Source organism: bacterium, from assembly GCA_019637795.1.
Lineage (GTDB): Bacteria > Desulfobacterota > Binatia > HRBIN30 > CADEER01 > JAHBUY01.
The window spans coordinates 244,425-267,552 of sequence record JAHBUY010000001.1 but is presented as its reverse complement, the minus strand read 5'-3'; the positions used below and the strand labels follow the sequence as shown (position 1 = coordinate 267,552).

20 protein-coding genes are annotated in these 23,128 nt (G+C 71.5%); 11 read left to right on the top strand and 9 right to left on the bottom strand.

Annotated elements, in window-relative coordinates:
- Window positions 1-29 precede the first annotated feature (29 nt).
- Entirely contained in the window at window positions 30-734 is a 705-nt protein-coding gene (locus KF840_01240) for a hypothetical protein (protein ID MBX3023512.1), read from the top strand.
- Here the strand turns inward: KF840_01240 and vsr are convergent.
- The 4 genes from vsr to KF840_01220 form a co-directional block, all read right to left on the bottom strand.
- The gene (gene vsr / locus KF840_01235) at window positions 707-1,198 is read right to left on the bottom strand and encodes a DNA mismatch endonuclease Vsr (GenBank protein ID MBX3023511.1); all 492 of its coding nucleotides are present in this window, start codon (window positions 1,196-1,198) and stop codon (window positions 707-709) included. The genes KF840_01240 and vsr overlap by 28 nt on opposite strands.
- Window positions 1,161-2,516, bottom strand: coding sequence for a DNA (cytosine-5-)-methyltransferase (dcm, locus tag KF840_01230; protein ID MBX3023510.1), 1,356 nt, complete (start codon window positions 2,514-2,516; stop codon window positions 1,161-1,163). Before dcm ends, vsr begins: the two co-directional genes overlap by 38 nt.
- 103 nt (window positions 2,517-2,619) lie before the next feature.
- The gene (locus KF840_01225; GenBank protein ID MBX3023509.1) at window positions 2,620-3,822 is read right to left on the bottom strand and encodes a CoA transferase; all 1,203 of its coding nucleotides are present in this window, start codon (window positions 3,820-3,822) and stop codon (window positions 2,620-2,622) included.
- 89 nt (window positions 3,823-3,911) lie between these two features.
- Window positions 3,912-4,820 carry a cobalamin-binding protein gene (locus KF840_01220; GenBank protein ID MBX3023508.1) on the bottom strand — a complete coding sequence of 303 codons (909 nt, stop codon included), beginning with the start codon at window positions 4,818-4,820 and terminating at the stop codon, window positions 3,912-3,914.
- Window positions 4,821-4,910: 90 nt separating this feature from the next.
- On the opposite strand from KF840_01220, the gene miaB reads away from it, so the two are divergent.
- The 6 genes from miaB to KF840_01190 all read left to right on the top strand — a co-directional run bounded on the left by miaB (window position 4,911) and on the right by KF840_01190 (window position 14,278).
- Complete coding sequence (gene miaB, locus KF840_01215) at window positions 4,911-6,182, top strand: tRNA (N6-isopentenyl adenosine(37)-C2)-methylthiotransferase MiaB (protein ID MBX3023507.1); 1,272 nt, start codon at window positions 4,911-4,913, stop codon at window positions 6,180-6,182.
- A 216-nt stretch (window positions 6,183-6,398) separates the two neighbouring features.
- Complete coding sequence (locus KF840_01210) at window positions 6,399-7,742, top strand: TolC family protein (protein MBX3023506.1); 1,344 nt, start codon at window positions 6,399-6,401, stop codon at window positions 7,740-7,742.
- The gene (locus tag KF840_01205; protein MBX3023505.1) at window positions 7,739-8,932 is read left to right on the top strand and encodes an efflux RND transporter periplasmic adaptor subunit; all 1,194 of its coding nucleotides are present in this window, start codon (window positions 7,739-7,741) and stop codon (window positions 8,930-8,932) included. The genes KF840_01210 and KF840_01205 overlap by 4 nt, the downstream gene beginning before the upstream one ends.
- A 7-nt stretch (window positions 8,933-8,939) precedes the next feature.
- Window positions 8,940-12,050 carry an efflux RND transporter permease subunit gene (locus tag KF840_01200; GenBank protein MBX3023504.1) on the top strand — a complete coding sequence of 1,037 codons (3,111 nt, stop codon included), beginning with the start codon at window positions 8,940-8,942 and terminating at the stop codon, window positions 12,048-12,050.
- Between the two features lie 152 nt (window positions 12,051-12,202).
- Window positions 12,203-13,357: an acyl-CoA dehydrogenase family protein gene (locus KF840_01195; GenBank protein MBX3023503.1), complete on the top strand. Its 1,155-nt coding sequence runs from the start codon at window positions 12,203-12,205 to the stop codon at window positions 13,355-13,357.
- Window positions 13,358-13,453: 96 nt separating this feature from the next.
- Window positions 13,454-14,278: an SDR family oxidoreductase gene (locus KF840_01190; GenBank protein MBX3023502.1), complete on the top strand. Its 825-nt coding sequence runs from the start codon at window positions 13,454-13,456 to the stop codon at window positions 14,276-14,278.
- 38 nt (window positions 14,279-14,316) lie between these two features.
- Here KF840_01190 and KF840_01185 read toward each other — a convergent pair whose 3' ends face one another.
- The 4 genes from KF840_01185 to KF840_01170 all read right to left on the bottom strand — a co-directional run bounded on the left by KF840_01185 (window position 14,317) and on the right by KF840_01170 (window position 18,253).
- Window positions 14,317-15,048: an alpha/beta fold hydrolase gene (locus KF840_01185; protein ID MBX3023501.1), complete on the bottom strand. Its 732-nt coding sequence runs from the start codon at window positions 15,046-15,048 to the stop codon at window positions 14,317-14,319.
- Window positions 15,048-15,506 carry a Mov34/MPN/PAD-1 family protein gene (locus KF840_01180; protein ID MBX3023500.1) on the bottom strand — a complete coding sequence of 153 codons (459 nt, stop codon included), beginning with the start codon at window positions 15,504-15,506 and terminating at the stop codon, window positions 15,048-15,050. The genes KF840_01185 and KF840_01180 overlap by 1 nt, the downstream gene beginning before the upstream one ends.
- Before the next feature lie 46 nt (window positions 15,507-15,552).
- Window positions 15,553-16,518: a ketopantoate reductase family protein gene (locus KF840_01175; protein ID MBX3023499.1), complete on the bottom strand. Its 966-nt coding sequence runs from the start codon at window positions 16,516-16,518 to the stop codon at window positions 15,553-15,555.
- A gap of 160 nt (window positions 16,519-16,678) precedes the next feature.
- Window positions 16,679-18,253 (bottom strand): long-chain-fatty-acid--CoA ligase, encoded by a 1,575-nt coding sequence (locus tag KF840_01170; protein MBX3023498.1) that lies wholly within the window; start codon window positions 18,251-18,253, stop codon window positions 16,679-16,681.
- A 111-nt stretch (window positions 18,254-18,364) separates the two neighbouring features.
- Here KF840_01170 and KF840_01165 point away from each other — a divergent pair, with 111 nt between their 5' ends.
- From KF840_01165 to KF840_01150, 4 genes are read left to right on the top strand one after another with little or no spacing between them, the layout of a single operon-like run.
- A complete protein-coding gene (locus KF840_01165) occupies window positions 18,365-19,105 on the top strand; it encodes a nucleotidyltransferase family protein (protein ID MBX3023497.1) in 741 nt (246 codons plus the stop codon).
- Window positions 19,102-20,331, top strand: a complete 1,230-nt coding sequence (gene galK, locus KF840_01160) for a galactokinase (protein MBX3023496.1) — start codon at window positions 19,102-19,104, stop codon at window positions 20,329-20,331. Before KF840_01165 ends, galK begins: the two co-directional genes overlap by 4 nt.
- 48 nt (window positions 20,332-20,379) lie before the next feature.
- Complete coding sequence (locus KF840_01155) at window positions 20,380-21,381, top strand: phosphotransferase family protein (protein ID MBX3023495.1); 1,002 nt, start codon at window positions 20,380-20,382, stop codon at window positions 21,379-21,381.
- 37 nt (window positions 21,382-21,418) lie between these two features.
- On the top strand, window positions 21,419-21,961 hold the full coding sequence (locus tag KF840_01150; GenBank protein ID MBX3023494.1) for a hypothetical protein: 543 nt from the start codon (window positions 21,419-21,421) through the stop codon (window positions 21,959-21,961).
- 87 nt (window positions 21,962-22,048) lie between these two features.
- Here KF840_01150 and KF840_01145 read toward each other — a convergent pair whose 3' ends face one another.
- A complete protein-coding gene (locus KF840_01145) occupies window positions 22,049-23,101 on the bottom strand; it encodes a cation transporter (protein ID MBX3023493.1) in 1,053 nt (350 codons plus the stop codon).
- Window positions 23,102-23,128 lie beyond the last annotated feature (27 nt).

The window sequence follows — 23,128 nt, the reverse complement described above, 5'->3', positions numbered from 1 at the left end:
ACTCGAAGATCGCCTGTTGGGGAATTCTCGTGGACCTGATGGCGAATTGCGAACTTCTCGCGCGGCAGGCCGAGCGAGGCGAGGTTGTGTTCGGAATCAATCACGAGATGCGCGACTTCAAGCAGAACCGAAGAAAGAACCTCGACTTGGTAATCTGTACGCCAGGTCGTCCCACGCCGGGGCAACGTCCCCGGGCCCTTCTCGACCTCGTTCCTCAATATCGCATCGAACTGAGCGATGAAGATCGCAACGCCTTGCGTGATTTGCCGCCGATGTACGAAGGGCCGGTGGGGGTAGTGCAGTGTGCTTTGGAGGCAAAAGCGTGCATGACTGAACACATGAAGGCGCGCCCGCGGTTGTTCGACGAGCTCAATTCCAGCCATCAGACGATCCACGGGTCAGGCGAGATATTGATCGCGGTAGGATTCGTGATGGTGAACATCGCGCGCGAATTTGTGAGCCCGATGCGGGGCGGGGCGTTATCGTCGCACAGGCAACCGGACGTGACATCGAGCGTCATCCGGAAGCTCGAAGAACTCCCGAGGCGCTCGGGTGTCGGGCAGGATGGTTTCGATGCACTCGCCATCACCGTCGTCGATTGCCGCAACGACGGGAAAACTCCCGTTCGGCTAGCGGAGGAACGTCCGGCGCCGGCACCGGGCGAGATCTTCCACTACGACTCAATGATTCACCGCCTGGTTCAACTTTACGAGGCCCGCTTCCCGCGAGCGTAGTGGAATAGATCGCTCAACCGTTGACGGAGTCTGGCTTGATTGCTGACCTCGCATTCCCACAGGGTCAGAACGTAGTAATCTCCGTTATGGAGGTACCGAACCGCTCTCTCATCGCGAGCGCGGTTGGCCGCGAACTTTGCCTTCCAGAAGTCCGCGTTGCGCTTGGGGACCGTTGCCCGAGGGCATCCGACATGGTGATGCCAGAAGCAACCGTGGACGAAGACCGCCCAACGATTACGTCGGTTCGCAACATCGGGCGAGCCTGGTAGATCGCCGTTCTCAATCCGGAACCGGAGCCCAGCTTCGTGGAGCAGTCGACGCACGGCTCGTTCGGTCCGCGTTCCCTGACGCGGGATCGCCCGAAGCCTCTGGGATGTTGCGGTATCTGATTCGAGGCCTCGTCGGGACGGATCTCGCGGTTCGTCCTCAGGCTTGGATCGACGTCGCCGAAGCCGTGGTTCGATCGGTGCGTGCACGCTTGTCACGGTTCGCACGGCGGGGAGGTTCCCCGGCGTTGCTAGCTTCCATCCTGCTCAGGTGCGTTTGGATGGCGGCGAGGAACCCTGTGGGAAAACGGAGTGACCCTCTTCCGGCTCGTGTCAAGAATCCCGCGGTTGCCTTGGAGGAGAGAGGCGTTGTCGGGTACTGGAGAAATTCGGCGAGCCGGATGATTGGCCGTTGGAAGGGCCAAGTCGACAACTGCGCTGTGTATCTGCCCTCCCCGAGATTCCAAGCCGACCGAGGCCAGGGGGCCCCTGGGAGGATTCGCGCGTCCCAAGAGCCATCGTAGACGCCCGGCACTGCCAAGCGCTCACCGATCCACCTTGCGACGTCGACCGTTACGGAGTTCCCTACCAGCTTCCATCGGTGGCCGGGCTTTACAATGCTACACGCGGGTTGCGTCCAGTCCGCGGGGAATCCCTGCAGCCGCTCCGCGTCTCGGATGTCGGGCTTCACAACATCTCCGTTCGGCATCAGGATGGCAGGAGGCGATGGGATGCCGATCGTCGATCCACCCTTCAATGTGGGTACGGCATCGACTGCAGCGCCCAGACCGCGAACTCCTTCCGTCCAGTAGAAGCCGAATGCTGCGCCGGACCGGTACTCGGGAAGGGCGGGCTCTCCAGCGTCATCGGCGAACAATACAGTCCTGGGGTCCCCTTGGTTCGTGGCTAGGAGGAATACGCGCTCCCGGCGCTGGGGGAGACCGAACGCCCGCGTGTCGACCGTTCGGTAGGCCCAAGCATAGCCGAGGCGCTCTAGCTGGCTAACGATAACGTCGAGCGCATGACCGGATGCGAGCTGGAGCATGAACGGGACATTCTCGAGTAATACCCAATCGACACGGCGTTGTTCGAGTAGCCGGAAGACCTCCCCGACGAGCCCCGACCGCGACCCCGAGATCCCTCTGGTGCTGCCGGCCTGGCTCAAATCCTGACAAGGGAAGCCAGCCGCCACCAAATCGACTTCCTTGGGGAGAGCAGAGAGTGTTCGGACGTCTTGATGCTGAGGCGTGTTCGGAAATCGGACTTTGAGGACCTCACTCGCGCCGGGATCGTTCTCGCAGAGAAGAAGGGTTCGATGCCCCGCCGAGTGCAGCCCGAACTCGATACCGCCGACTCCAGCGAACAGTCCGACCGCCTGGAGCGACTGCCGGTGTCGCGGCGGGGTTGATGGCGGCACATCCGGCGGGAGGACTTGGCGAAGAGGCAACTGAGCTCCCGTCGCAGGTGCGCTTTTTCTGGGGGGTCTGCGCGCCGCCTTCTTCGCGACCTCACTCATATCCAGAACCCTCCTGTCATAGGCACCCCTCGATCGCCAAGACTGCCCATGGCGAAAATAAGGAGAAAGTGCAAGGCTTCCTTCGCGAGCCGGATCCGCGCCGTCAGCCGAGCGCGCCGCTCTCGCGCAGCGCCGCGATCTGGTCCCAGTCGTAGCCGAGCTCGAGCAGCACCTCCTCGGTGTGCTGGCCGAGCTCGGGGGCCATGGCCGGGGTGGCGCAGGGCGTGCCGGCGAACTCGGCGGGGCTGGCGACCATCTCGGCGCGGCCCTCGGCGACCTCCGCCTCGGCCAGCACGCCGCCGGCCCGGACCTGGGGATCCTCCAGCATCTCGCCGATCGTCTGCACCGGCGCCCACCACATGCCGGCGGCGTCGAATGCCGCCGTCCAGTGCGCCAGCGGCTGGCTGGCGAAGATCTCGTCGAGCAGGGAGACGCAGGCGGTGGCGTGCTCGCGGCGGACGCGGATGTTGGCGAAACGCGGGTCGTCGCGCAGCGCCGGGCGGGCGAGGGCGCGCACCAGGTCGGGCCAGTGGCGGTCGGCCTGCAGGCCGAGGAGCCAGAACCACTTGCCGTCGCCGGCGCGGTAGCAGTTCACCAGCGGGTTCGGGATGTGGTGGCGATCGTACGGCGACTCCACCCGGCCGAGGCGCAGGCGAGTGTTGACGTCCCAGCCGAGGACGTAGACGCCGGTGCGCAGGAGCGAGGTGGAGACGAACTGGCCGACGCCGCTGCGCTGCCGCGCCACCAGCGCGGCGCAGATCGCGCCCACCGCGGCGATGGCGGTGGTGTGGTCGCCCATGCCGCCGCGCTGCTGCGGCGGCGCGCCGCCCTTGGGCGTGAGCGACATGGCGACGCCGGCGCGCGCCCAGAAGGCGCCAACGTCGTAGGCCGGCCGATCGCGATCGGGCCCCGCGGCGCCGTAGCCGGTGAGGTTGCAGTAGACGAGGCGGCGGTTGATCGCGTGCAGGCTGGGGAAGTCGAGCCCGACGCGCGCCAGGGCGCCCATGCGCAGGTTGGTGACCAGCACGTCGGCGCGCTCGATCAGGCGGCGCGCCACGGCGCGGCCTTCGGCCGACTGCAGGTTGATCGACACGCTGCGCTTGCCGCGGTTGTCGAGCTCGAACGGCGGGTTGATCGGCACGTCGACGCCCGCCGCGGTGAGGAACAGGCCGCGCATCGGATCGCCGGTCGGCGGCTCGAGCTTGATCACCTCGGCGCCCCAGTCGGCCAGGATGCCGGCGGCCGCGGGGCCAGCGACCCAGAAGCCCAGCTCGACGACGCGAATCCCTTCCAACGGACCTGGCATCGGCGTCCCCCCAGCACGGTCACACGGAGCAGCGGCGGAGCGGGGCCGGGACCGGATGCCCTCCGTGTCCCCGTGCGACGGTCATCGGTTCAGATCTTCTCCCACCCCGCGGGCATGAAGCTGGCGCAGAAGCCGGGCTGGATCAAACCGGCGAGCAGCTCGGCGCTGTCGACGATGCGCGGGCCGGGGCGGTTGACGTAGGCGTTGCCGTCGATGGCGTAGGCGCGGCCATTGCGTACCGCCGGCAGCGCCTGCCACTCGCCGCGGCCGGTCAGGGCTGGCAGCTCGCGGCGCGTCTGCGCCAGGTCGAAGCCGCAGGGCATGAGGATCACCACGTCCGGCTGTGCCGCGACGAGCGCGTCCCAGGTGATCGCCGGGCTGTGGGCGCCGGCGGCGACGAGGTCGTAGGTGCCGCCGCCGAGCGCGATCATCTCCGGCACCCAGTTGCCGGCGACCATCAGCGGCTCGAGCCATTCGATGCAGGCGACGCGCGGCCGGCTGCGCGCCGGCGCGACGGCGCGCCGGATGCGGTCGAGCCGCTGCCGGCCAGCCGTCACCAGGGCGGCGCCGCGCTCGCCCACGCCGGCCGCCTCGGCGACGCGGGTGACGTCGTCGAAGACGTCGTCGAGCCGCGACGGGCGCAGGGAGACGACGCGCGCCGGCGTGTCGAGCAGAGACCGCGCCGCCTGTTCGACCTCGGTGAACGACACGGCGCAGACCTCGCACTGGTCCTGGGTGACGATCAGGTCGGGGCGGGCGGCGCGCAGCGCGGCTTCCTCGATGCGGTAGACGCTGAGCCCGTCGCGCACCAGGCGCCGCACGGCGGCATCGATCGCCGCCGAGGTGCCGCGGGGATCGATCTTCGACGCCGTCAGCACCGGCCGGCCGACGATCTCGGGCGGGAAGTCGCACTCGTGCGAGACCCCGACCACCTGGTCGGCGAGCCCCAGGGCGCAGACGATCTCGGTGGCGCTGGGCAGCAGGGAAGCGATGCGCATGGCGGTCCCCACAGAGGACACAGCCGCCTCGCGAGGTCCAGCGGCCCCGCCTGTCCCGCGCTGGCGGGCTGGGCTATACCTCGCAGTCGCATGCCGTCCGTCTACATCGAAACCTACGGCTGCCAGATGAACCTGGCCGACAGCGAGCTGATGCGCGGCCACCTGGCGCGCGCGGGCTACACGGCGGCCAGCGATCCGGCGGAGGCGGACGTCATCCTCCTCAACACCTGCGCCATCCGCGAGCACGCCGAGGAGCGGATCTTCGGCCGGCTCGGCGCCCTGGCGCAGCACAAGCTGCGCAAGCCGCACCTGCAGATCGGGCTGGCCGGTTGCATGGCGCAGCACTTTCGCGACCGGCTGCTCGACCGGCTCGACTTCGTGGTCGGGCCCGATGCCTACCGGCGGCTGCCCGAGCTGCTGAGCGGCGATCCCTTCGTGGACGTGCGCCTCGATCGCGACGAGACCTATGCCGACATCGCGCCGCAACGCGGCGACGGCGTCCGGGCGTGGATCACGATCATGCGCGGCTGCGACAAGTTCTGCACCTTCTGCATCGTGCCCTTCGTGCGCGGCCGCGAGCGCAGCGTGCCGGCTGCTGCGGTGCTCGAGCAGGTGCGCGACGCGGCGGCGCAGGGCTACCGCGAGGTGGTGTTCCTCGGTCAGACCGTGAACGCGTATCGCGACGGCGACACCGACTTCGCCGCCCTGCTGCGCGCCGCCGACGGCATCGCCGGCATCGAGCGCATCCGCTTCACCTCGCCGCATCCGAGCGACATGACCGCGGCGGCCATCGACGCCATGGCGCGCTGTGGCAAGGTGGCGCCGCAGCTCCACCTGCCGCTGCAGTCGGGCTCGACGGCGGTGCTCGAGCGGATGGCGCGCGGCTACAGCGCCGACGACTATCTCGGCCTGGTCGAGCGGCTGCGCGCCGCGGTTCCCGAGCTGGCGTTGAGCACCGACATCATCGTCGGCTTCCCGGGCGAAACCGAGGCGGACTTCGAGGCGACCCTCCGACTGATGCGCGCCGTGCGCTACGACAGCGCCTTCATGTTCAAGTACTCGCGCCGCGACCACACCCGCGCCGCGAAGTGGGACGAGACCGTCGACGAGGTCGAGAAGACCCGCCGCCTGCAGGCGGTGATCGCGCTGCAGGAGGAGATCGCCGCCGAGATCAACCGCGGCTGGGTCGGCCGCGAGGTCGAGGTGCTGGTCGAAGGGCCGGCCAAGCGGCCGGAGGGCTGGGTCGCCGGCAAGACGCCGCAGTTCAAGACCACGGTGCTGCCCGCCGGGAACGCCAGGCCCGGCGACCTGGTGCGGGTGCGCGTCGCCGATGCGACGGCGCACACGCTGATCGCCGCCTGACCGCCGCCGGGGTACCGGAGGGCGCCGCGGCCGCGGCGGGGGAAACAGAAAACTTTGAATCTCCGTTCGCTTCCGCCGTCTGTGGCGGTCGTGACGTGCGCGAAGACGGCGCTACCCGGGTAGGGCGGGGGGGAACGGAACGTGCGGGTAGACCGACCGGCGGCAGGCCGCCGCACGTCTCGACCGGCGTGGACAGTGGGATGCCGGGCCGCCTGCATGGTCGCCTGGATGGCGCTCGCCGCCGCTGGCCGGAGCCCTGCTCTCGCGGATGCGGGCCTGACCCCGGATGACTACGCGGACGAGGCGCGACTCGCCGCCGCCGTCTGGGAGCGGTCCCCGGACGTCATCGACGCCCGCCAGGAGTCGATGGTCGCGGCCAGCGAGGATGTGAAGGCGCATCTCCTGCCCAACCCGCAGCTCGACCTCGAGTGGGGAACCATTCCCGTCGGGCCCAGCAACCCGCGCAACCTGAACGATCCGCTCGGCAACGTGCCCAACTATACGGCCGGGCTCTCGCAACTGATCGAGCTCGGCAAGCGCGGGCCGCGCCAGGCGGCCAGCGGCGCCGAGCGCGAGGCGGCGAGTTGGCGCGCGATCGCGACGTTCGCCGACCAGTATTTCGCGCTGCTGGCGGCCATCGGCAAGATCGCCACCGCCGAGGAGCGCGCCGCCATGCTCGACCGCCAGGTGGAGGAGAGCGAGCGCCTGCTGCAGCTCGAACAGGCGCGCGCCGACAAGGGCGAGATCGCCAGGATGCAGGCGGCACGCACCGAGGCGGAGCACATGCGCCTGGTCGCCGAGCGCGACGGCGCGCGCAGCGATCTCGAGGAGGCGCGCGCGGCCTGCGCCGAGCTGGTCGCCGAACCGTGCGCGCCGTTCGGCAGCGAGGAGGCGGCACGGGCGTTTCTGCTCGCCGGCGCCGGCGCGTCGCTGCCGCCGGCGTGGTCGCCGGAGATCGCCGCCCGGCGGCCGGATCTGGCGGCGCTCGCCGCCGCCGAGCGCGCGGCCGAGCAGCGGGTGGCGCTGGCGAAGAACCAGGCCATCCCCGATGTCACGCTGCGGCTCGGGTACACCTACGACACCTTCGTCGTCGCCGGGAACCAGCGCCAGAGCCTGGGCGTCGGCATGCAACTGCCACTACCGGTCGCCGACCGCGGCCAGGCCGAGGAGGCGCGGGCACGCGCCGAGCTGCTCGGTGCCCGACGGGCTCGCGACACCGTGACCGCTGCCGGCGAGGTGGCGCTGGCGACGGCGCTGCGCCGGCGGCGGTTGATCGCGGAGCGGCGCGCCAAATTGGAGACCGCGCTCGAGAAGGCCGACCAGTTGCGCACCGCGATGAGCGGCGCGGCGCGCGAGGGCGGCGTCTCCCAGGTCGACGTGCTGCTGGCGCGGCGCCGCTACCAGGAAGTCCTGCTCGACCGGACGCAACTCGATCTCGACGGCTATGCGGCAGCGCTGGCCGGCCGCCAGGCGGCGGCGCTGTTCCCGACGCCCCCTGGCGCGCCGCTGGCGCCGGGGCTCGCGGATGACGGCACCGCCAACAGGAGCGACACCCCATGACGGACAACGACGGCGCGGCGCTGCCGCATTCCCCGCTGCACGTGACCCCGGCCCGCCTGGCCGTGGTGGTCGCCGCGGCCCTGGCGCTCGGCGCAGGCCTCAGCGCCGCGTTGCGCGGCAGCGGCGAGCCCGCGGTGGCGCGCGAGGCCAATTTCACCGTCGAGGGCACCCGGGTCGAGGTGCGGGCCGGCGCGCCGACCTGGACCTATCTCGCGTTCGCGGACGCCGCGCTGCAGCCGGCGCTCCTGCCGCCGCCGGTCCCCGGGCGCGTCGCGGTCGACGAGGCGCGCGCCCAGCCGATCGAGGCGCCGCTGCCGGGGCGCATCGATACGGTGGCGGTGAAGCTCGGCGAGCGCGTCGAGCCGGGCGAGCACCTGATCGCGGTGCGCTCGCCCGACCTGGTCGATCTCGCCAAGGAGCTCGACCAGATCAAGTCGAAGGAGGCGGCGAAGGCGAAGACCGTCGAGCGCCTGCGGGCGCTGGTGGCGCTGGCCGCGGAGCCGGAGAAGAAACTGGTGGAAGCCGAGCAGGAACACACGCAGGCGCAGCTCGCGCGCGCCGCCGCCGAGGCCAAGTTGCGCAGCCTGTCGGTGGCGACCGCCAGCGAAGGACTGTACTGGCTCACCGCGCCGCGCGCCGGGGTGGTGGTGGCGCGCGATGCGTTGGCCGGCCAGCAGGTGGGCCCCGAACGCAGCGATCCGCTGCTGGTGATCGCGGCCCTCGACGAGGTGATCGTCACCGCCGATGTGCCCGAGGCGAGCGTCGGCGAGCTGCGCGTCGGGCAGACGGCGCGCATCCTGGAAAGCGGGGCGAGCGATGGCGGCGTCTCCGGCACGATCGAATCGATCGGCGCCGTGGTCGACCCGCAGCGCCGCATGGTCGACGTCCGCGTCCGCGTGCCCAACGCCGCCGGGCGTCTGCGCCCCAACGGGTTCGTGCAGGTGGCTTTCACGCCCGACGAGCAGCCGCGCGTCGTCGTGCCCGTGGGGGCGGTGGTCACCGACGACCAGGAGTCGTTCGTCTTCGTGCGCGCCGCGGGCAGCGACACCGCCCTCGATCGGCGCCAGGTGACGCTCGGGCACCAGCAGGGCGGACAGGTCGAGGTGCTGAGCGGCCTCGCGCCCGGCGAGGCGTACGTGACCAAGGGCGCGCTGCTGCTGCTGAACGCCGTCGATCTCGCCAGCCAGTGAGCGCGTGATGTTCGATCGGATCGTCGCCTTCGCGCTGCGCAGTCGCGGCGCGGTGCTCTTCTTCACGCTGGTGGTCGTGGTCGCCGGGATCTCGGCGTACCGCGGCCTGACCATCGAGGCGTTCCCGGATCCCACCGATACCCAGGTCACGGTCATCACCCTGTTCAACGGCCAGCCGTCGGAGGAGGTGGAACGACAGATCGGCCTGCCGATCGAGCGCGCCCTCAACGGCACGCCCGGACTGGCGCGGCTGCGCAACCTGTCGCTGTTCGGGCTGTCGAACATCACCTTGACGTTCAACGACGGCGTCGATCCGCTCTTCGCCCGCGCCCAGGTGCTCGAGCGCTTGCGCAACACCGAGCTGCCCGAGGGCGTGACCCCCGAGCTGGGCCCCCTGGCGACGCCGATCGGCGAGATCTACCGCTACACGCTCACCGGCGCCGGCGGCGATCCGATGCAACTGCGCACCCTGCAGGACTGGGTGGTGCAGCCGCGACTGCTGCGCGTCGACGGGGTGGCCGACGTCGTCAGCTACGGCGGCCTGGTGCGCGAGGTCCACGTCCAGCCCTCGCCCGCCAAGCTCGCCGCCTACGATCTCACCCTCGAGGACCTCGAGCGCGCCCTGCTCAGCGCCTCGAGCAACGCCGGTGGCGGCATCCTCCGCCGCGGCGCCGAGCAGATGGTGATCCGCAGCCAGGGGCTGTTCAGCCACCTCGACGACATCGCCAAGACGACGGTGACGACGCGCGACGGCACGCCGGTGCGGGTGCAGGACGTGGCGGCGGTCGCCGACGGCTGGGCGCCGCGCCAGGGAGTGGTCAGCCGCGCCGAGCAGTTCGACACCGTCGAGGGCATCGTGCTGATGCGACGCGGCGAGAACCCCACCGTCGTCCTCGAGCGCGTGCGCGAGGCCATCACCGAGCTCAACGAGCGCCTGCTGCCGCCCGGCGTCCAGGTGTCGCCCTTCTACGACCGCACCGATCTGGTCGACACCACGCTGCACACCGTCGCCCGCAATCTGCTCGAGGGCGGACTGCTGGTGACCCTGGTGCTGTTCGTCTTCCTGCTCGACCTGCGCGCCGCGCTGATCGTCGCCGTGGTGATCCCGCTCTCCCTGCTCTCGGCCTTCCTCTACCTGCACCTGCGCGGGATGAGCGCCAACCTGCTCAGCATGGGGGCGGTGGATTTCGGCATCATCGTCGACGGCGCCGTGGTGATCATCGAGAACATCGTCCATCGCCTGTCCTCGCGGGAGTCCGAGGGCGGGCCGGACGCGATCCGAGGTGTGATCGAGCGCGCCACCACGGAGGTGGTGCGGCCGACCGTCTTCGCGCTGCTGATCATCATCGCCGCCTACCTGCCGATCTTCATGTTGCAGCGGGTCGAGGGCCGCATCTTCGCGCCGATGGCGAACACCGTGGTGGCGGCCCTGGTCGGCGCGCTCCTCTTCTCGGTGACGCTGGTGCCGGTGCTGGCGACCTTCGTGTTCCGCAAACCCATCCGCCACCGCGTCTCGCCGGTGCTGACCCTGGCGCAGGCGGCCTACGAGCCGACCCTGCGCTGGGCGCTGAAGCACGGGCCGCTCGTGCTGCTGGGGAGCGTGCTGGCGCTGGGCGCCGCGCTGGTCGCCCTGTCGCGGCAGGGGTCGGAGTTCCTGCCCGAGCTCAACGAGGGCTCGCTCTACATCACCTTCACCCTGCCCTCGAACATCAGCCTCGACGAGGGCCGGACGCTGGTGCCGCGCATCACCCACCTCCTGCAGGACAACCCGCAGGTGGACTCCATCCTGTCGCAGTTGGGACGTCCGGAGGACGGCACGGATCCGACGCTGACCAACAACCTCGAATTCTTCGTGCGCCTCACCCCGCCCGATCGGTGGCAGCCCGGCGTCAACTCGCTGACCGACGTCATCGCCGAGTTCGACGCCGCCCTGGCGGAGATCCCGGGCATCGAGGCCAACTACTCGCAGCCGATCCGCGACAACGTCAACGAGAACATCTCCGGTCAGTTCGGCCAGATCGCGCTCAAGATCTACGGCGACGATCTCCGCCAGCTCCAGGATCTCGCCGAGCGCTCGACGGCGGCGATCGCCGGCGTGCCCGGCGTCGCCGACCTCGGCATCGTCAAGAGCAGCGAGGTGCCGCAGGTGCGGGTCGAGCCGGATCGCCAGGCGCTCGGCCGCTACGGCCTCGACATGCAGGACTTCCAGCACATCCTGCAGGCGGCGCTCGGTGGCCAGCCGGTGGGCGTGTTCTGGGACGGCGAGCGCCGCTTCGACATCGTGCTGCGCTATCCCACCGCGGCGCGCGACGACATCGAGAAGATCCGCAAGCTGCAGATCCCCGTCCAGGGGGCGATCACCGTGCCGCTCGAGACCCTGGCGCGGGTCGACGTCGGCCTCGGGCGCGCCGCGATCAGCCGCGAGAACGGCCATCGCTACATCGGCATCCGCATGAACGTGCGCGGGCGCGACATGGGCTCGTTCGTCGACGAGGCGCGCGCCAAGGTGGCCGCCGCGGCGCCGCTGCCGGCCGGCGTGACCATGGAATGGGGCGGCGAGTTCGAGAGCAAGGAGCGGGCGATGGCGCGCCTGCGTCTGGTCGTCCCGGTCGCCCTGCTGATCACCCTGGTGCTGCTGTTCAACGCCTTCGGCACCTTCGCCCCGGCGGTGCTGGTGTTGCTCAACGTTCCGTTCGCGCTGGTCGGCGGCGTCGCCGGCCTGGTGTGGATGGGCATGCCGCTGTCGGTGTCGGCCGCGGTGGGGTTCATCGCCCTCATCGGCCAGGCGTCCCTGAACGGCGTGCTGGTGCTGTCGGCCATTCTCGAACAGCGCCGCGCGGGCCGGGCCCTCGACGCGGCGATCCGCGCCGGCTGCCGCGATCGCCTGCGCGCCGTGCTGATGACCGCCGCGCTCGCCGCCCTCGGCCTGGTGCCGGCGGCGATGAGCCACGCCATCGGCAGCGAGGTGCAGCGCCCGATCGCGGTGGTGATCGTCGGCGGCACGCTGAGCGCCTGCGCGTTGACGCTGGTCGTCCTGCCGGTCATGTACGGCATGTGGGCGCGCCTGGCGGAGCGCTATCCGGTGCACCGCATTCTCAGGTATCGCGCCGCCGCGTAGCCGCGTCGTCGCTCGGCGCACGGCGACGCGAACGCCTCGGCCGGATGGACGGATGGCCATGCCGCCCACCCGCCCGGGTGGAGCCGCGCACGGCGATGCGGGCCTGCGCCGCGGCTACCAAGCCCCGGGCGGGGATGCTACGTCGATCGGCGATGGACTATTACACGCCCGAGCAGAAGGCCTTCCAGAAGACGATCCGCGACTTCTTCGTCAACGAGGTCAATCCGCACATCGAGGAGTGGGAGAAGGCGCGGACATTTCCCGCGCACCAGGTGTTCCGGCGCGCCGGCGAGCTCGGGATGCTCGGGATCACCTACGACCCGCGGTACGGCGGCAGCGGCCTCGATTACTGGTGGACGGCGGCCTACTGCGAGGCGATGTCGGAGGCCTGCCCGTGCAACGGCATTCCGATGGCGCTGATGGTGCAGACCGACATGTGCACCCCGGCGCTGCACGACTTCGCCAGCGAGGAGCTCAAGCAGCGCTTCCTGCGGCCGGCGATCGAGGGCCGGATGGTCGGCGCCATCGGCGTCACCGAGCCGAGCGCCGGCTCCGACGTGTTCTCGATCCGCACCCAGGCCAGGCGCGACGGCGATTCCTACGTCATCAACGGGCGCAAGATCTTCATCACCAACGGCACCCAGGCCGACTTCATCACCCTGCTGACCAAGACCGATCCCGACGCCGGCCACCACGGCTTCACCCTGTTCGTCGTGCCCACCGACTCGCCCGGCTTCGCGGTGGCGAAGAAGCTGGAGAAGGTCGGCAACCACTGCTCCGACACCGCCGAGCTGGTGTTCGAGGACGTGCGCGTGCCGATCGAGAATCGCATCGGCGAGGAGGGCTGGGGCTTCATCTACCAGATGAAGCAGTTCCAGAAGGAGCGCATGGTGGCGGCGATCGGCGCCGCGGCCGGGGCGCAGGCGATGCTCGACCGCACCATCCAGTACACCAAGGATCGCGCGGTCTTCGGCAAGCCGCTGTCGCTCAAGCAGCACGTGCAGTTCACCTTCGCCGAGCTGCAGACCGAGATCGAGCTGCTGCGCCAGCTCAACTACCACTGCGTGCGCATGTACGTCGCCGGCGAGGAGTGCACGCGCGAGACCTCGATGGCAAAGCTCGCCGCCGGCCGGCTGGTGCGCAAGGTCGCCGACTGGTGCATGCAGTTCCACGGCGGCTACGGCTACATGGACGAGTACCTGGTGTCGCGCTACTGGCGCGACTCGCGCCTGCTCAGCATCGGCGGCGGCGCCGACGAGGTGATGCTGCAGATCATCGCCAAGCTGGAGGGGTACGGGAACGTGTGATGGGTGCCGCACCGCGGAGACGCCGAGGCGCGGCGCGAGTTGGACGGGTGGCGGGACGCCTCGGCGTCTCCGCGTCTCGGCGCTGAGGAGGTTCGCGTGCTCCCTCCTCCTCCCGCGCGCATTCGCGTCTTCCATCCCGAGCTCTGCAAGGGGCAGACGGCGCTGGTCACCGGGGCCGGCACCGGGCTCGGACGGGCCATCGCCGATCAGCTCGCCGAGGCGGGCGCCGACCTGATCCTGGCGGCGCGCAACGTCGAGCGGCTGGAGCAGGCGGCGGCGGAGATCCGCGCCGCCCACGGACGGCAGGTCGAGACCGCCTTCGTCAACATCCGCGACCGCGCCAGCGTCGAAGCGCTCGGCGAGCTGGTGCGCCAGCGCCACGGCCAGGTGGACATGCTGATCAACAACGCCGGCGGCCAGTTCGCGCAGCCGGCGCGCGATTTCTCCCCCAGGGGCTGGCAGGCGGTGATCGAGACCAACCTGACCGGCACCTGGAACATGACCCAGGTGCTCGGCAGCCAGATGCTCGACGGCCGCGGCGGCAGCATCACCACCATCATCGCCGTCATCGGCCGCGGCTTTCCCGGCATCGCCCACACCTCGGCGGCGCGCGCCGGCCTGCTCGAGCTGGCCAAGAGCCTGGCGATCGAGTGGGGGCCGACGGTGCGGGTCAACTGCATCGCGCCGGGGCCGATCCAGACGGAGGCGTTCAAGGTCACCTACGATCCGCAGATCGAGACGCTGTGCGAGGGCATTCCCATCGCGCGCTTCGGTGGCCCGGACGAGATCGCCTACGCGACCGTGTTCCTCGCCTCGCCGGCCGCGAGCTGGATCACCGGCGAGGTGCTCTACGTCGCCGGCGGCCAGCAGATCTACGGCCGCAACCAGGCGCTGTTCGACGAGGCCTTCCGGCGCCGCTGAGGCGCGCGCCGCGCGCGGCAGCACGCGGCCCGGCGCGCTCAGGCACGCAGCGTGTCGAGGAACTCGAGCACGAGGGCGTTGAAGCCCGGCGGATCCTCGGCGAAGAGACCGTGCCCCCGCCCGGGCACGATGGCCAGGCGCGAGCCGGCGATGTGGCGGTGGAGGATGACCGAGCCGCCGGCGCCGAGGAAGTCCTTCTCGCCGACGATCATCTGCGCCGGGCAGCGGATCTCGCCGAGGCGCGCCGTCAGCGGCGCGGCGTTCAGACTGGCCATGGCGCGCGCCACGCGCGCGAAGGTCGCGGGATCAGTCGGCGACTGCCGCCCCTGCTCGGCGTTGACCCCGAGCCGGCGGCGCACCGACTCCATGCCGCGGTCCTCGGCGATCGCCGCCAGGTCCTCGTAGAACTGGCGGGCGCGGTCGTTGCACTCGCTGGCGGTGCCGACCAGCACCAGGCCGGCCGTCCGCGCCGGATGGTCGATGGCGAAGCGCATCGCCACCACGCCGCCGGCGGAGTGGCCGAGCACCACCGCGCGCTCGATGCCGGCGGCGTCGAGCACGCGGCGCAGATCGTCGGCGAGGTCCGCGATCGTGCACGGTCCGGGATCCGGCGCCGAGCGGCCGTGACCGCGCAGATCCCAGGTGAGCACGCGGTGGCGCGGCGCCAGCGCCGGCACCTGCGCCGCCCAGACCGCCTCGCCGGCGGCCAGCCCATGGCTGAGCACGACGGCGAGTGGTCCGTCGCCGGCGAGCGTGTAGTGCAGCGCCATCACGCCTCCGTCTCGAGCGGCACCTCGAGGAAGTCGCGCGCCGCCTCCTGCCAACGGAACGCCTTCACGTCGCGCACCTCGCCGTCGATCACCGAGACCACGATCTGCGTCGCCTCGGGATAGCTCGGCTCGTCCCACACCGTCGCCTGCGCCTTGTCCTCGGCGCTGAAGTAGGCCGCATGCTGCGGATGCGAGTGGTAGACGGCGCGGATCACCAGCTCGCCACGGTCGTGCCCGATCAGCACCGGCACGGCCTCCGGCCCCATCGTGTACGCCGTCGCCGCCGTGCGGGGGAACTGCTCCGGGTTCTCCGCGTGTTTCTGGTTCTGGATGTTGGTGACGCGCACCGCCTCGGTGACGCCGTCGCGGTCGACGATGAAGCCGCAGGCCTCGTCGGGAAAGCAGGCGCGCGCATCGTCGAGGATGGCGTCGAGCAGGGCGTTGGTCAGGATGGGCATCGGGGCACCGGCCAGGCCCCCCCATAGAGGGTTTGGCGCGCCGCCTTCAAGACGACCGGCCTCGTGTCGCGCCCTTCGCCGCCGCGATCCGCAGCAAGCGCGTCAACGCCGCATTGATCGGCGTCTCGACCGCGACCGCGGCGCCCCGCTCCCACACCGCGCCGTTGATCGCATCGATCTCCGTCCGCCGGCCGTGCGAGAGGTCCTGCAGCATGGAGGAGCGATGGTGATACGTCGCCGGCACCAGCCGGCCGTAGAGCTCGTCGCGGTAGGCCGCGGCGTCGGGCCACGCGAGGGCCACGCCCTCGGCGCGGGCGACGGCGAACGCCTCGTCGATGACCGCGTCCATCAGCGCGCGACTCGACGGATGCTCGGGGAGGGCGCCGTAGTGCAGGTCGAGCAGCGCGCCGAGCGGGTTGAGCGCCGCGTTGTAGAACACCTTCGCCCACAACAGCGCCGGGAGGGTCTCGGTGTAGATCGCCGGCACGCCGGCGGCGTCGATGCGCGCCGCCCACGCGCGCGCGGCGCGATCGCGGCCCGGGTGCCGGCCGGGCGCGAGGGCGCCGATCGCCGTCGGGTCGGCGAAGACCGTGACCCGCACGTGCCCGGGCGCCGCAATGGTCGCCCCGAAGATGACGCGCGCGCCGAGGACGCGCGGCGCGCCGACGATGCGCTCGACCGTCTCGACGTTGCCGAGCCCGTTCTGCAGCGAGATCACGACCCCGTCGTCCGCCAGCCGCGGGGCGACCGCCTCGCTCACCGCCGCCGTGTCGTACGACTTCACGGGGAGCAGGATCGCATCGAACACGCCCCGCAGCGCGGCGGCATCCGTCGCGGTCGCCAGGCCGCGCACCAGATGCTCGCCCCACAGGCCGTCCACCCGCAGTCCGTCGCGCGCGATCGCCTCCAGGTGCGCCGCCCGCCCGAGCAACGTGACGTCATCCCCGGCGCGCCCCAGGAACGCGCCGAACACCGACCCGAGCGCGCCAGCCCCGGCGATCAGGACGCGCATGGAATCGCGGATTCAGCGCCGCGCGCGGTGGCCGCCCAGAATTGAATGGCGAAGCCCCGCGTGTGCTGGGGGGAGAGGCGGGGCGGTCCTGCGTTCATCGGGGCGGCGGGGGGTCGTGTGCATCGGTGGATCAGTCGCGGCGGGGTTCCGTGCGCGTCGATCAGTCCTTTTCCCTCAGCACCCGGCGCAGGATCTTTCCCGACGGATTCTTCGGGATCTCGTCGATGAACGTCACCTCGCGCACGTGCTTGTAGGTCGCGAGCTTGCCGGCGACGAACTGCATCAGCTCCGCTTCGGTGACGGTCGCGCCGCGCTCGCGCACGACGAAGGCGCGCGGAATCTCGCCGGCGTCCGGATCCCTGCGCGGTACGACCGCGCAGTCGGCGACCGCCGGATGCTCGTGCAGCACCGCCTCGAGCTCCGCCGGGGCGATGCCGAAGCCCTTGTATTTGATCATCTCCTTCTTGCGATCGACGATGTACACGAAGCCGTCGGCGTCCTTGCGGGCGATGTCGCCGGTGTGCAGCCAACCGTCGCGCAGCGCCCGCGCCGTCTCCTCCGGCGCCTTCCAGTAGCCCTGCATGACGTGCGGGCCGCGCACGATCAGTTCGCCGACGGCGTCCGGGCCGAGCTCCTGCGTCGGGTCGTCGGCGTCGACGATCCGTTCCTCCTGGTCGGAGATGCCGAGGCCGACCGAGTCGAGCCGCACCTGACGCGGGTCGTCCACCGGGTTGAGGTGCGTCAGCGGCGCCGCTTCGGTGAGCCCGTAGCCCTGCAGCACCGTGATGCCGCTCACCTCCTGCATGCGGCGCGCGACCTCGGGCGGCAGCGGCGCCGCGCCGCTCATGATGTAGCGCACGGAGGAGAGGTCGAAGTCCCGGAGCTGCGGCAGGTGGCTGAGCGCCAGCAGGACCGGCGGCACGGCGTAGAAGAGGGTGACCCGGTAGCGCTGGGTGATCGACAGCGCCGTCATCGCCTCGAAGCGCTCCATGATGCAGACCGTGGCGCCGCTGGCGATCGACGCGCCCATCAGCATGCTGCCGTAGATGTGGTAGAAGGGCAGGAACAGCAGCAGCACGTCGCGTTCGCTCATGCGCGCCGCCGACGTGCACTGCAGGTGGTTGCACACCAGGTTGCGGTGCGTGAGCATCACCCCCTTCGGCAGGCCGGTGGTGCCGCTGGAGTAGGGCAGGGCGATGAGGTCGCGCTCGACATCGAGCTCGACCGCGGGCGGCGCGCTCGCTGGATGCGCGCGGACGATCGCGTCCCAGGATTCGGTGCCCGGGGGCGCCTGGTCGCCGATCACCAGGACGTGGCGCACCGTCTTCAGGTTGGCGCGGATCGATTCGACGATCGGGTAGCGGTCCTCGTGCACGATCAATACCCGCGCCTCGGAGTCGTCGAGTTGATAGGCGACCTCCTCGGCGTGGTACGCGGGATTGATCGGCGTCACCGTGCCGCCGACCTTCGAGGTGGCCTCGAAGCTGACCAGGTACTCGGGGCGGTTGGTCATGAACAGGGCGACGCGATCGCCCTTGCCGATCCCGAGGGCGCGCAGGCCGTTGGCGAGCGAGTTGCTCAGGCCCTCGAGCTCGCGGAAGGTGACCATCTCGTCGTGGAAGACGGTGGCCCATTTGTCGGGACACCGCTCGACCGTGCGGCGCAGGAGGCCGTGGTAGGGGACGCGGGGATAGTCGAGCTTCGGGCGCACCAGCGCCGATCGTCGGGCGGACATCTACGCACCTCCTGCGAAGCGGCGAGGAAACCACACTTGCGCCGCGATGTGGAGCGGCGGCGCCGACGCGCCGCGCTCCACAAGCGGGCGGCGAGCAGGTAGCGTGTGACGATGGCCGCGATCGAGACCGCCGTCGTGCTGGCCGCCGGGCGCGGCACCCGCATGGGCGTCCTGACGGCGCGGACGCCGAAGCCGCTGCTCACGGTCGCCGGCGAGCCGCTGCTGGGGCGCGTGCTCGCCGGCATGGCGCGCGGCGGGGTGCGGCGGGCCGTGGTGGTCACCGGCTACCTGGGCGACCAGATCGAGGCGGCGCTCGGCGACGGCCGCCGGCTCGGGCTGGCGATCACCTATCGCCGCCAGGAGCGGACGGATGGCACCGCGCCGGCCCTGCTGCTCGCCGCGGACCTGCTCGACGCGGCGCCGTTCGTCGTGAGCTGGGCCGATATCCTGGTGCCGATGGCCTTCTATGGCGAGCTGCTGCATGCCTGGGCGACGCGGCCGTGCGAGGCGCTGCTGGCGGTCAACGCCGTCGATGATCCCTGGCGCGGCGCCGCCGTCTACGTCGATGCCGCCTGGCGCGTGCGGCGGGTCGAAGAGAAGCCGCCCCGCGGCAGCTCGACCACCGGCTGGAACAACGCCGGCATCATGGCCCTGGCGCCGATCGCCCTCGAGTACGCGCGCCGCCTGCCGCCGTCGCCGCGCGGCGAGTACGAGCTGCCACAGGCGGTGGCGCAGATGGTGCGCGACGGGCGCGACGTGCGCGCGCTGCCGGTGCGCGGGCCGTGGTCCGACGTCGGCACGCCCGAGGACCTCGCGGCGGCGCAGACGCTGTTCGCGGAGCCGCGTCGGTGAGCCCGACGGACGCGACGCTGGCGCAGCGCTTCGCCGCCCGCTACGGGCGGCCACCCACGGCCCTGGTGCGGGCGCCCGGGCGGGTGAACCTGATCGGCGAGCACACCGATTACAACGGCTTGCCGGTGTTGCCCTTCGCGATCGACCGCGCGGTGCGCATCGCCGCCGCGCCGCGCGCCGACCGCCACGTCGTTCTCGCCAGCTCGAGCGCGCGCTTCCCGCCGCGCCAGTACCTCCTGGCGCCGGCGATCGAACCGGCGCCGTCCGGCGACTGGGCGAACTATCATCGCGCCGCCGCGCAGGGCTTGATCGACGTGCTCGGGCCCGCGGCCCTGCGGGGCGGCGATTTCCTGATCGACGGCGACGTCCCGCCCGGCGCCGGCCTGTCCTCGTCCTCGGCGCTGGTGGTCGGCAGCATGTTGGGACTGCTGGCGATCAGCGGCCGCGACCTGCCGCCGGCCGGTCTCGCGGAGCTGGCGGCGCGCGCCGAGCGCTACGTCGGCACGCAGAGCGGCGGCATGGACCAGGCGGTCTGCCTGCTGGCGCAGCGCGGGCACGCGCTGCGCATCGCGTTCGATCCGCTGCGCACCCGGCCGGTGCCGATCCCGGCCGGCGCGGCGTTCGTCGTCTGTCACAGCCTGGTCGAGGCGGAAAAGGCGGGCGCGGCGCGCGACGCGTACAATCAGCGGGTCCGCGAGTGCGCGCGGGCGTGCCGGATCTTCGACCGGCTGCTCGGCGGCGGCGGGCCACCGCTCGCCACCCTGGGCGAGCTGCGCCGCCGGCTGCCGGAGCGGCCGCTGCGCGACTGGGTCGCGCGCTTCGCGCGGGCCGAGCCGGCGCCCGATCCGCTGCTGCTGCGTCGCGTCCGCCACGTGCTCACCGAGGCCGAGCGGGTCGACGCCGCGGCGGGCGCGCTCGCCGCGGGCGAGTGGGAGGCGCTCGGGGCGCTGATGGACGCGTCGCACGCGAGCTGCCGCGACGACTACGAGATCAGTTGCGAGGCGCTGGAGGCGCTGGTGGCAGCGGCGCGCGCCGCTGGGGCGCTCGGCGCCCGCCTGACGGGCGCCGGATTCGGCGGCTGCACCATCAACCTGGTGCCGGCGGGGGAGGCCGGCGGCTTCGTGCGGCGCATGCGGGAGACGTTCTACCGCGATCGCCCGGCGGCGGCGGGGGGCGAGCCGTGCTTCGTCGTCGCGCCGAGCGCCGGCGCGTCCGTCCAGCGGTGAGCGCGCCGCGACTACTCATCGCCGGGCAACTGTGGCAGCAGTGAGACGATGGATGCCGACGAGCTGCGCCAGCGCCTCGAGTCCTTCATCGCGCGCCAGACCGGTGGCGCCGTGCGGGTCGAGCACCTGCGCAAGCTGCCGGGCGGAGCGTCGCGCGAGATCTGGTCGTTCGACGCCACGATCGGCGACCAGCGCCTGCCGCTGATCCTGCGCCGCGATCCCGGTCGCAGCACGATGCAGACGCAGCGGCGGGAGGAGTACCGCGTGCAGCGCGCCGCCTTCGCCTGCGGCGTGCCGGTGCCGCGGCCGTACTGGCTCGCCGAGGACGATGCGGAGCTCGGGGCGCCGTCGTACGTGATGGCGCGGGTGGAGGGCGAGACGCTGCCGCGCCGGCTGCTGCGCGACGAGGCGTACGCCGGGGCGCGCGCGGCGCTGACCGCGCAGCTCGGCGCGACGCTGGCGGGCATCCACGCCATCGACGTCGCCGCCCACGACCTCGGCTTCCTCGCCGCGCCGGCGGCGGGCGAGTCGCCGGCGTTGGCCGAGGTGGAACGCTACGAGCAGATCTTCCGCGGCATCGCGCCGGAGCCGCATCCGGTGTTCGAGCTCGCCTTCCGCTGGCTCCGCCAGCGGCTGCCCGACGCCGCCCACCGGACGCTGGTGCACGGCGACTATCGGATCGGCAACGTCATGTTCGGACCGGAAGGGCTGCGCGCCATCCTCGACTGGGAGCTGGCGCACATCGGCGATCCCGCCGAGGACCTCGGGTGGCTGTGCGTGCGCGCCTGGCGGTTCGGCAGCGACGAGCGGCCCGTCGGCGGCATCGGCCGGCGCGAGGACCTGCTCGCCGCCTACCGCGCCGCCGGCGGCGCCGAGGTCGGCGCCGAACGGGTTCGCTTCTGGGAGGTCTTCGGCAACCTCAAGTGGGCGACGATCTGCATCGCCCAGGCGAAGACGCATCTCGACGGGCTGGTGCAGAGCGTCGAGCTGGCCAGCCTCGGACGGCGCACGGCGGAGACCGAGCTCGAGCTGCTGGAGCTCATCCAATGACGGCCTCCGCGCCGCCGTCATGTCGCGGGGGAGGGGCGTGAGGCGCCCGGCCCGGTTGGCGATCGCCGCCGCCGGCTGTGCCGTCGTCCTCGGCGGCGCCGGCTGGTACTGGCAGAGCGAGCTCATCGGAGTCGGCGCGCGCTGGTACCTGGAGCGGGTGGCGGCGCGCGAGGAGGCGAGCGGGTCGCTCGCGGAGCGGCGGGCGGCGGTGGCGCGGATGCATGGCCTGCTGTTGCTGAGCCCGCCACCGGACGCGCTGGTGCCGGAGCTGTTCGACCTGATCACCGCGGTGTCGTCGCGGGTCGCCAGCGGCGCGATCGACTTCCCCTGGGCGGCTTACGTCTACAACAGCTACGAGCGCGATCTGGCGCGCGATCGACCGCTGGGGGTTCCCCGACGCTCGCGGTCGGAGGTCGAGCGGGAAGTGGCGCGCTACGTCGACTTCTACGCGCTGCGGAAGCGGCCCGACGTCGATGGCGTCCGCCTGCGCGATCTCGCCGGCGCGCCGGCGGGGGAGTCGTTCACCGTCGAGGAGATCGAGCAGGCCGCGCGCGAGGGGCGCGATCTGACGCGGGAGTGAGACACGGCGGCCCTTCCCGGTGAACACAGAGCCCCGCTTGATCCCGGACAGTGGCAGGCGGGGGGAGGGGCTCGATGTTCGTCCGTGTCAGCCGTCCGGGCGCACCGCCTCGTCGAGCGGGATCCAGGTGCGGCGACTGAATGGCGTCAGGCGGATGGGGCAGGCGTCGACGTCGCATCCGGCGCAGAACTGCCGGTGGCAGGGATCGATGCGGAAGGCGATCTCGCCGTCCAGATCGAGGCTGCGCATCACCCGGCGCTCGAAGCGGTCGGCGAACTCGTGCGCCTGCTCGACGCTCCAGAACTCGGGGACGACGAGGTGGGCGTCGACGTGGGTGAAGCGTCCCGAGCGGATGGCGCGCAGGAAGTGGACGCGAACGACGCCGGGGACGAGGTTGGCGTTGATCGCGTGGATGACGCGCTGCAGGAGCGGCACGTCCTCCTCGTCGAGCAGGCCGCCGGCGGCGTGCCGGACGAGCTCCAGGCCGGTCCACACGAGGTTGAGGCCGACCAGGCCGGCGACCACGGCGTCGAGCCAGACGATGCCGGTGAGCATCACCAGGCCGAGGCCGACGGCGGTGGCGACGCTGGTCCAGAAGTCGGTGAGCACGTGCGTGCCGTCGGCGATCAGGGTCGCCGAATGATGGCGGCGGCCGGTGTGCAGCAGAAACAGACCGAGCGCCGCGTTCACCAGGCCGGCGCCGATCGTGATCAGCAGGCCGAAGCTCAGTTGCTTCACCTCGTGGCCGAAGAGCAGCGCCTCGCCCGCTTCCTTGATGATGAGGACCGCGGCGAAGGCGATCAGGCCGCCCTCGAAGGCGGCGCTGAAGAACTCGATCTTGCCGTGCCCGTAGGGGTGGTTGCGGTCCGCCGGCCAGCCGGCGACCACCAGGCCGCCGAGCGCGAAGAGCGCGGCGATGACGTTGACGATGCTCTCCAGGGCGTCCGAGAGGATCGCGGTCGAGCCGGTGAGCTGGTACGCCAGGTACTTGGCGCCCAGCAGCAGCGTGCCGACGACCAGCGACAGCACGCCGGCGCGCAGGCGCACGTCGGCCGGCGCTTCGAGCTCGGCTGCGAGCCGCCCCGCCGCCTCTTCGGTGACCAGCCAGGGCTCGCTGGCGGACGTGTCCTTCACGGCCATGGGGCATTCTGCCCCGTCGACCGTCGG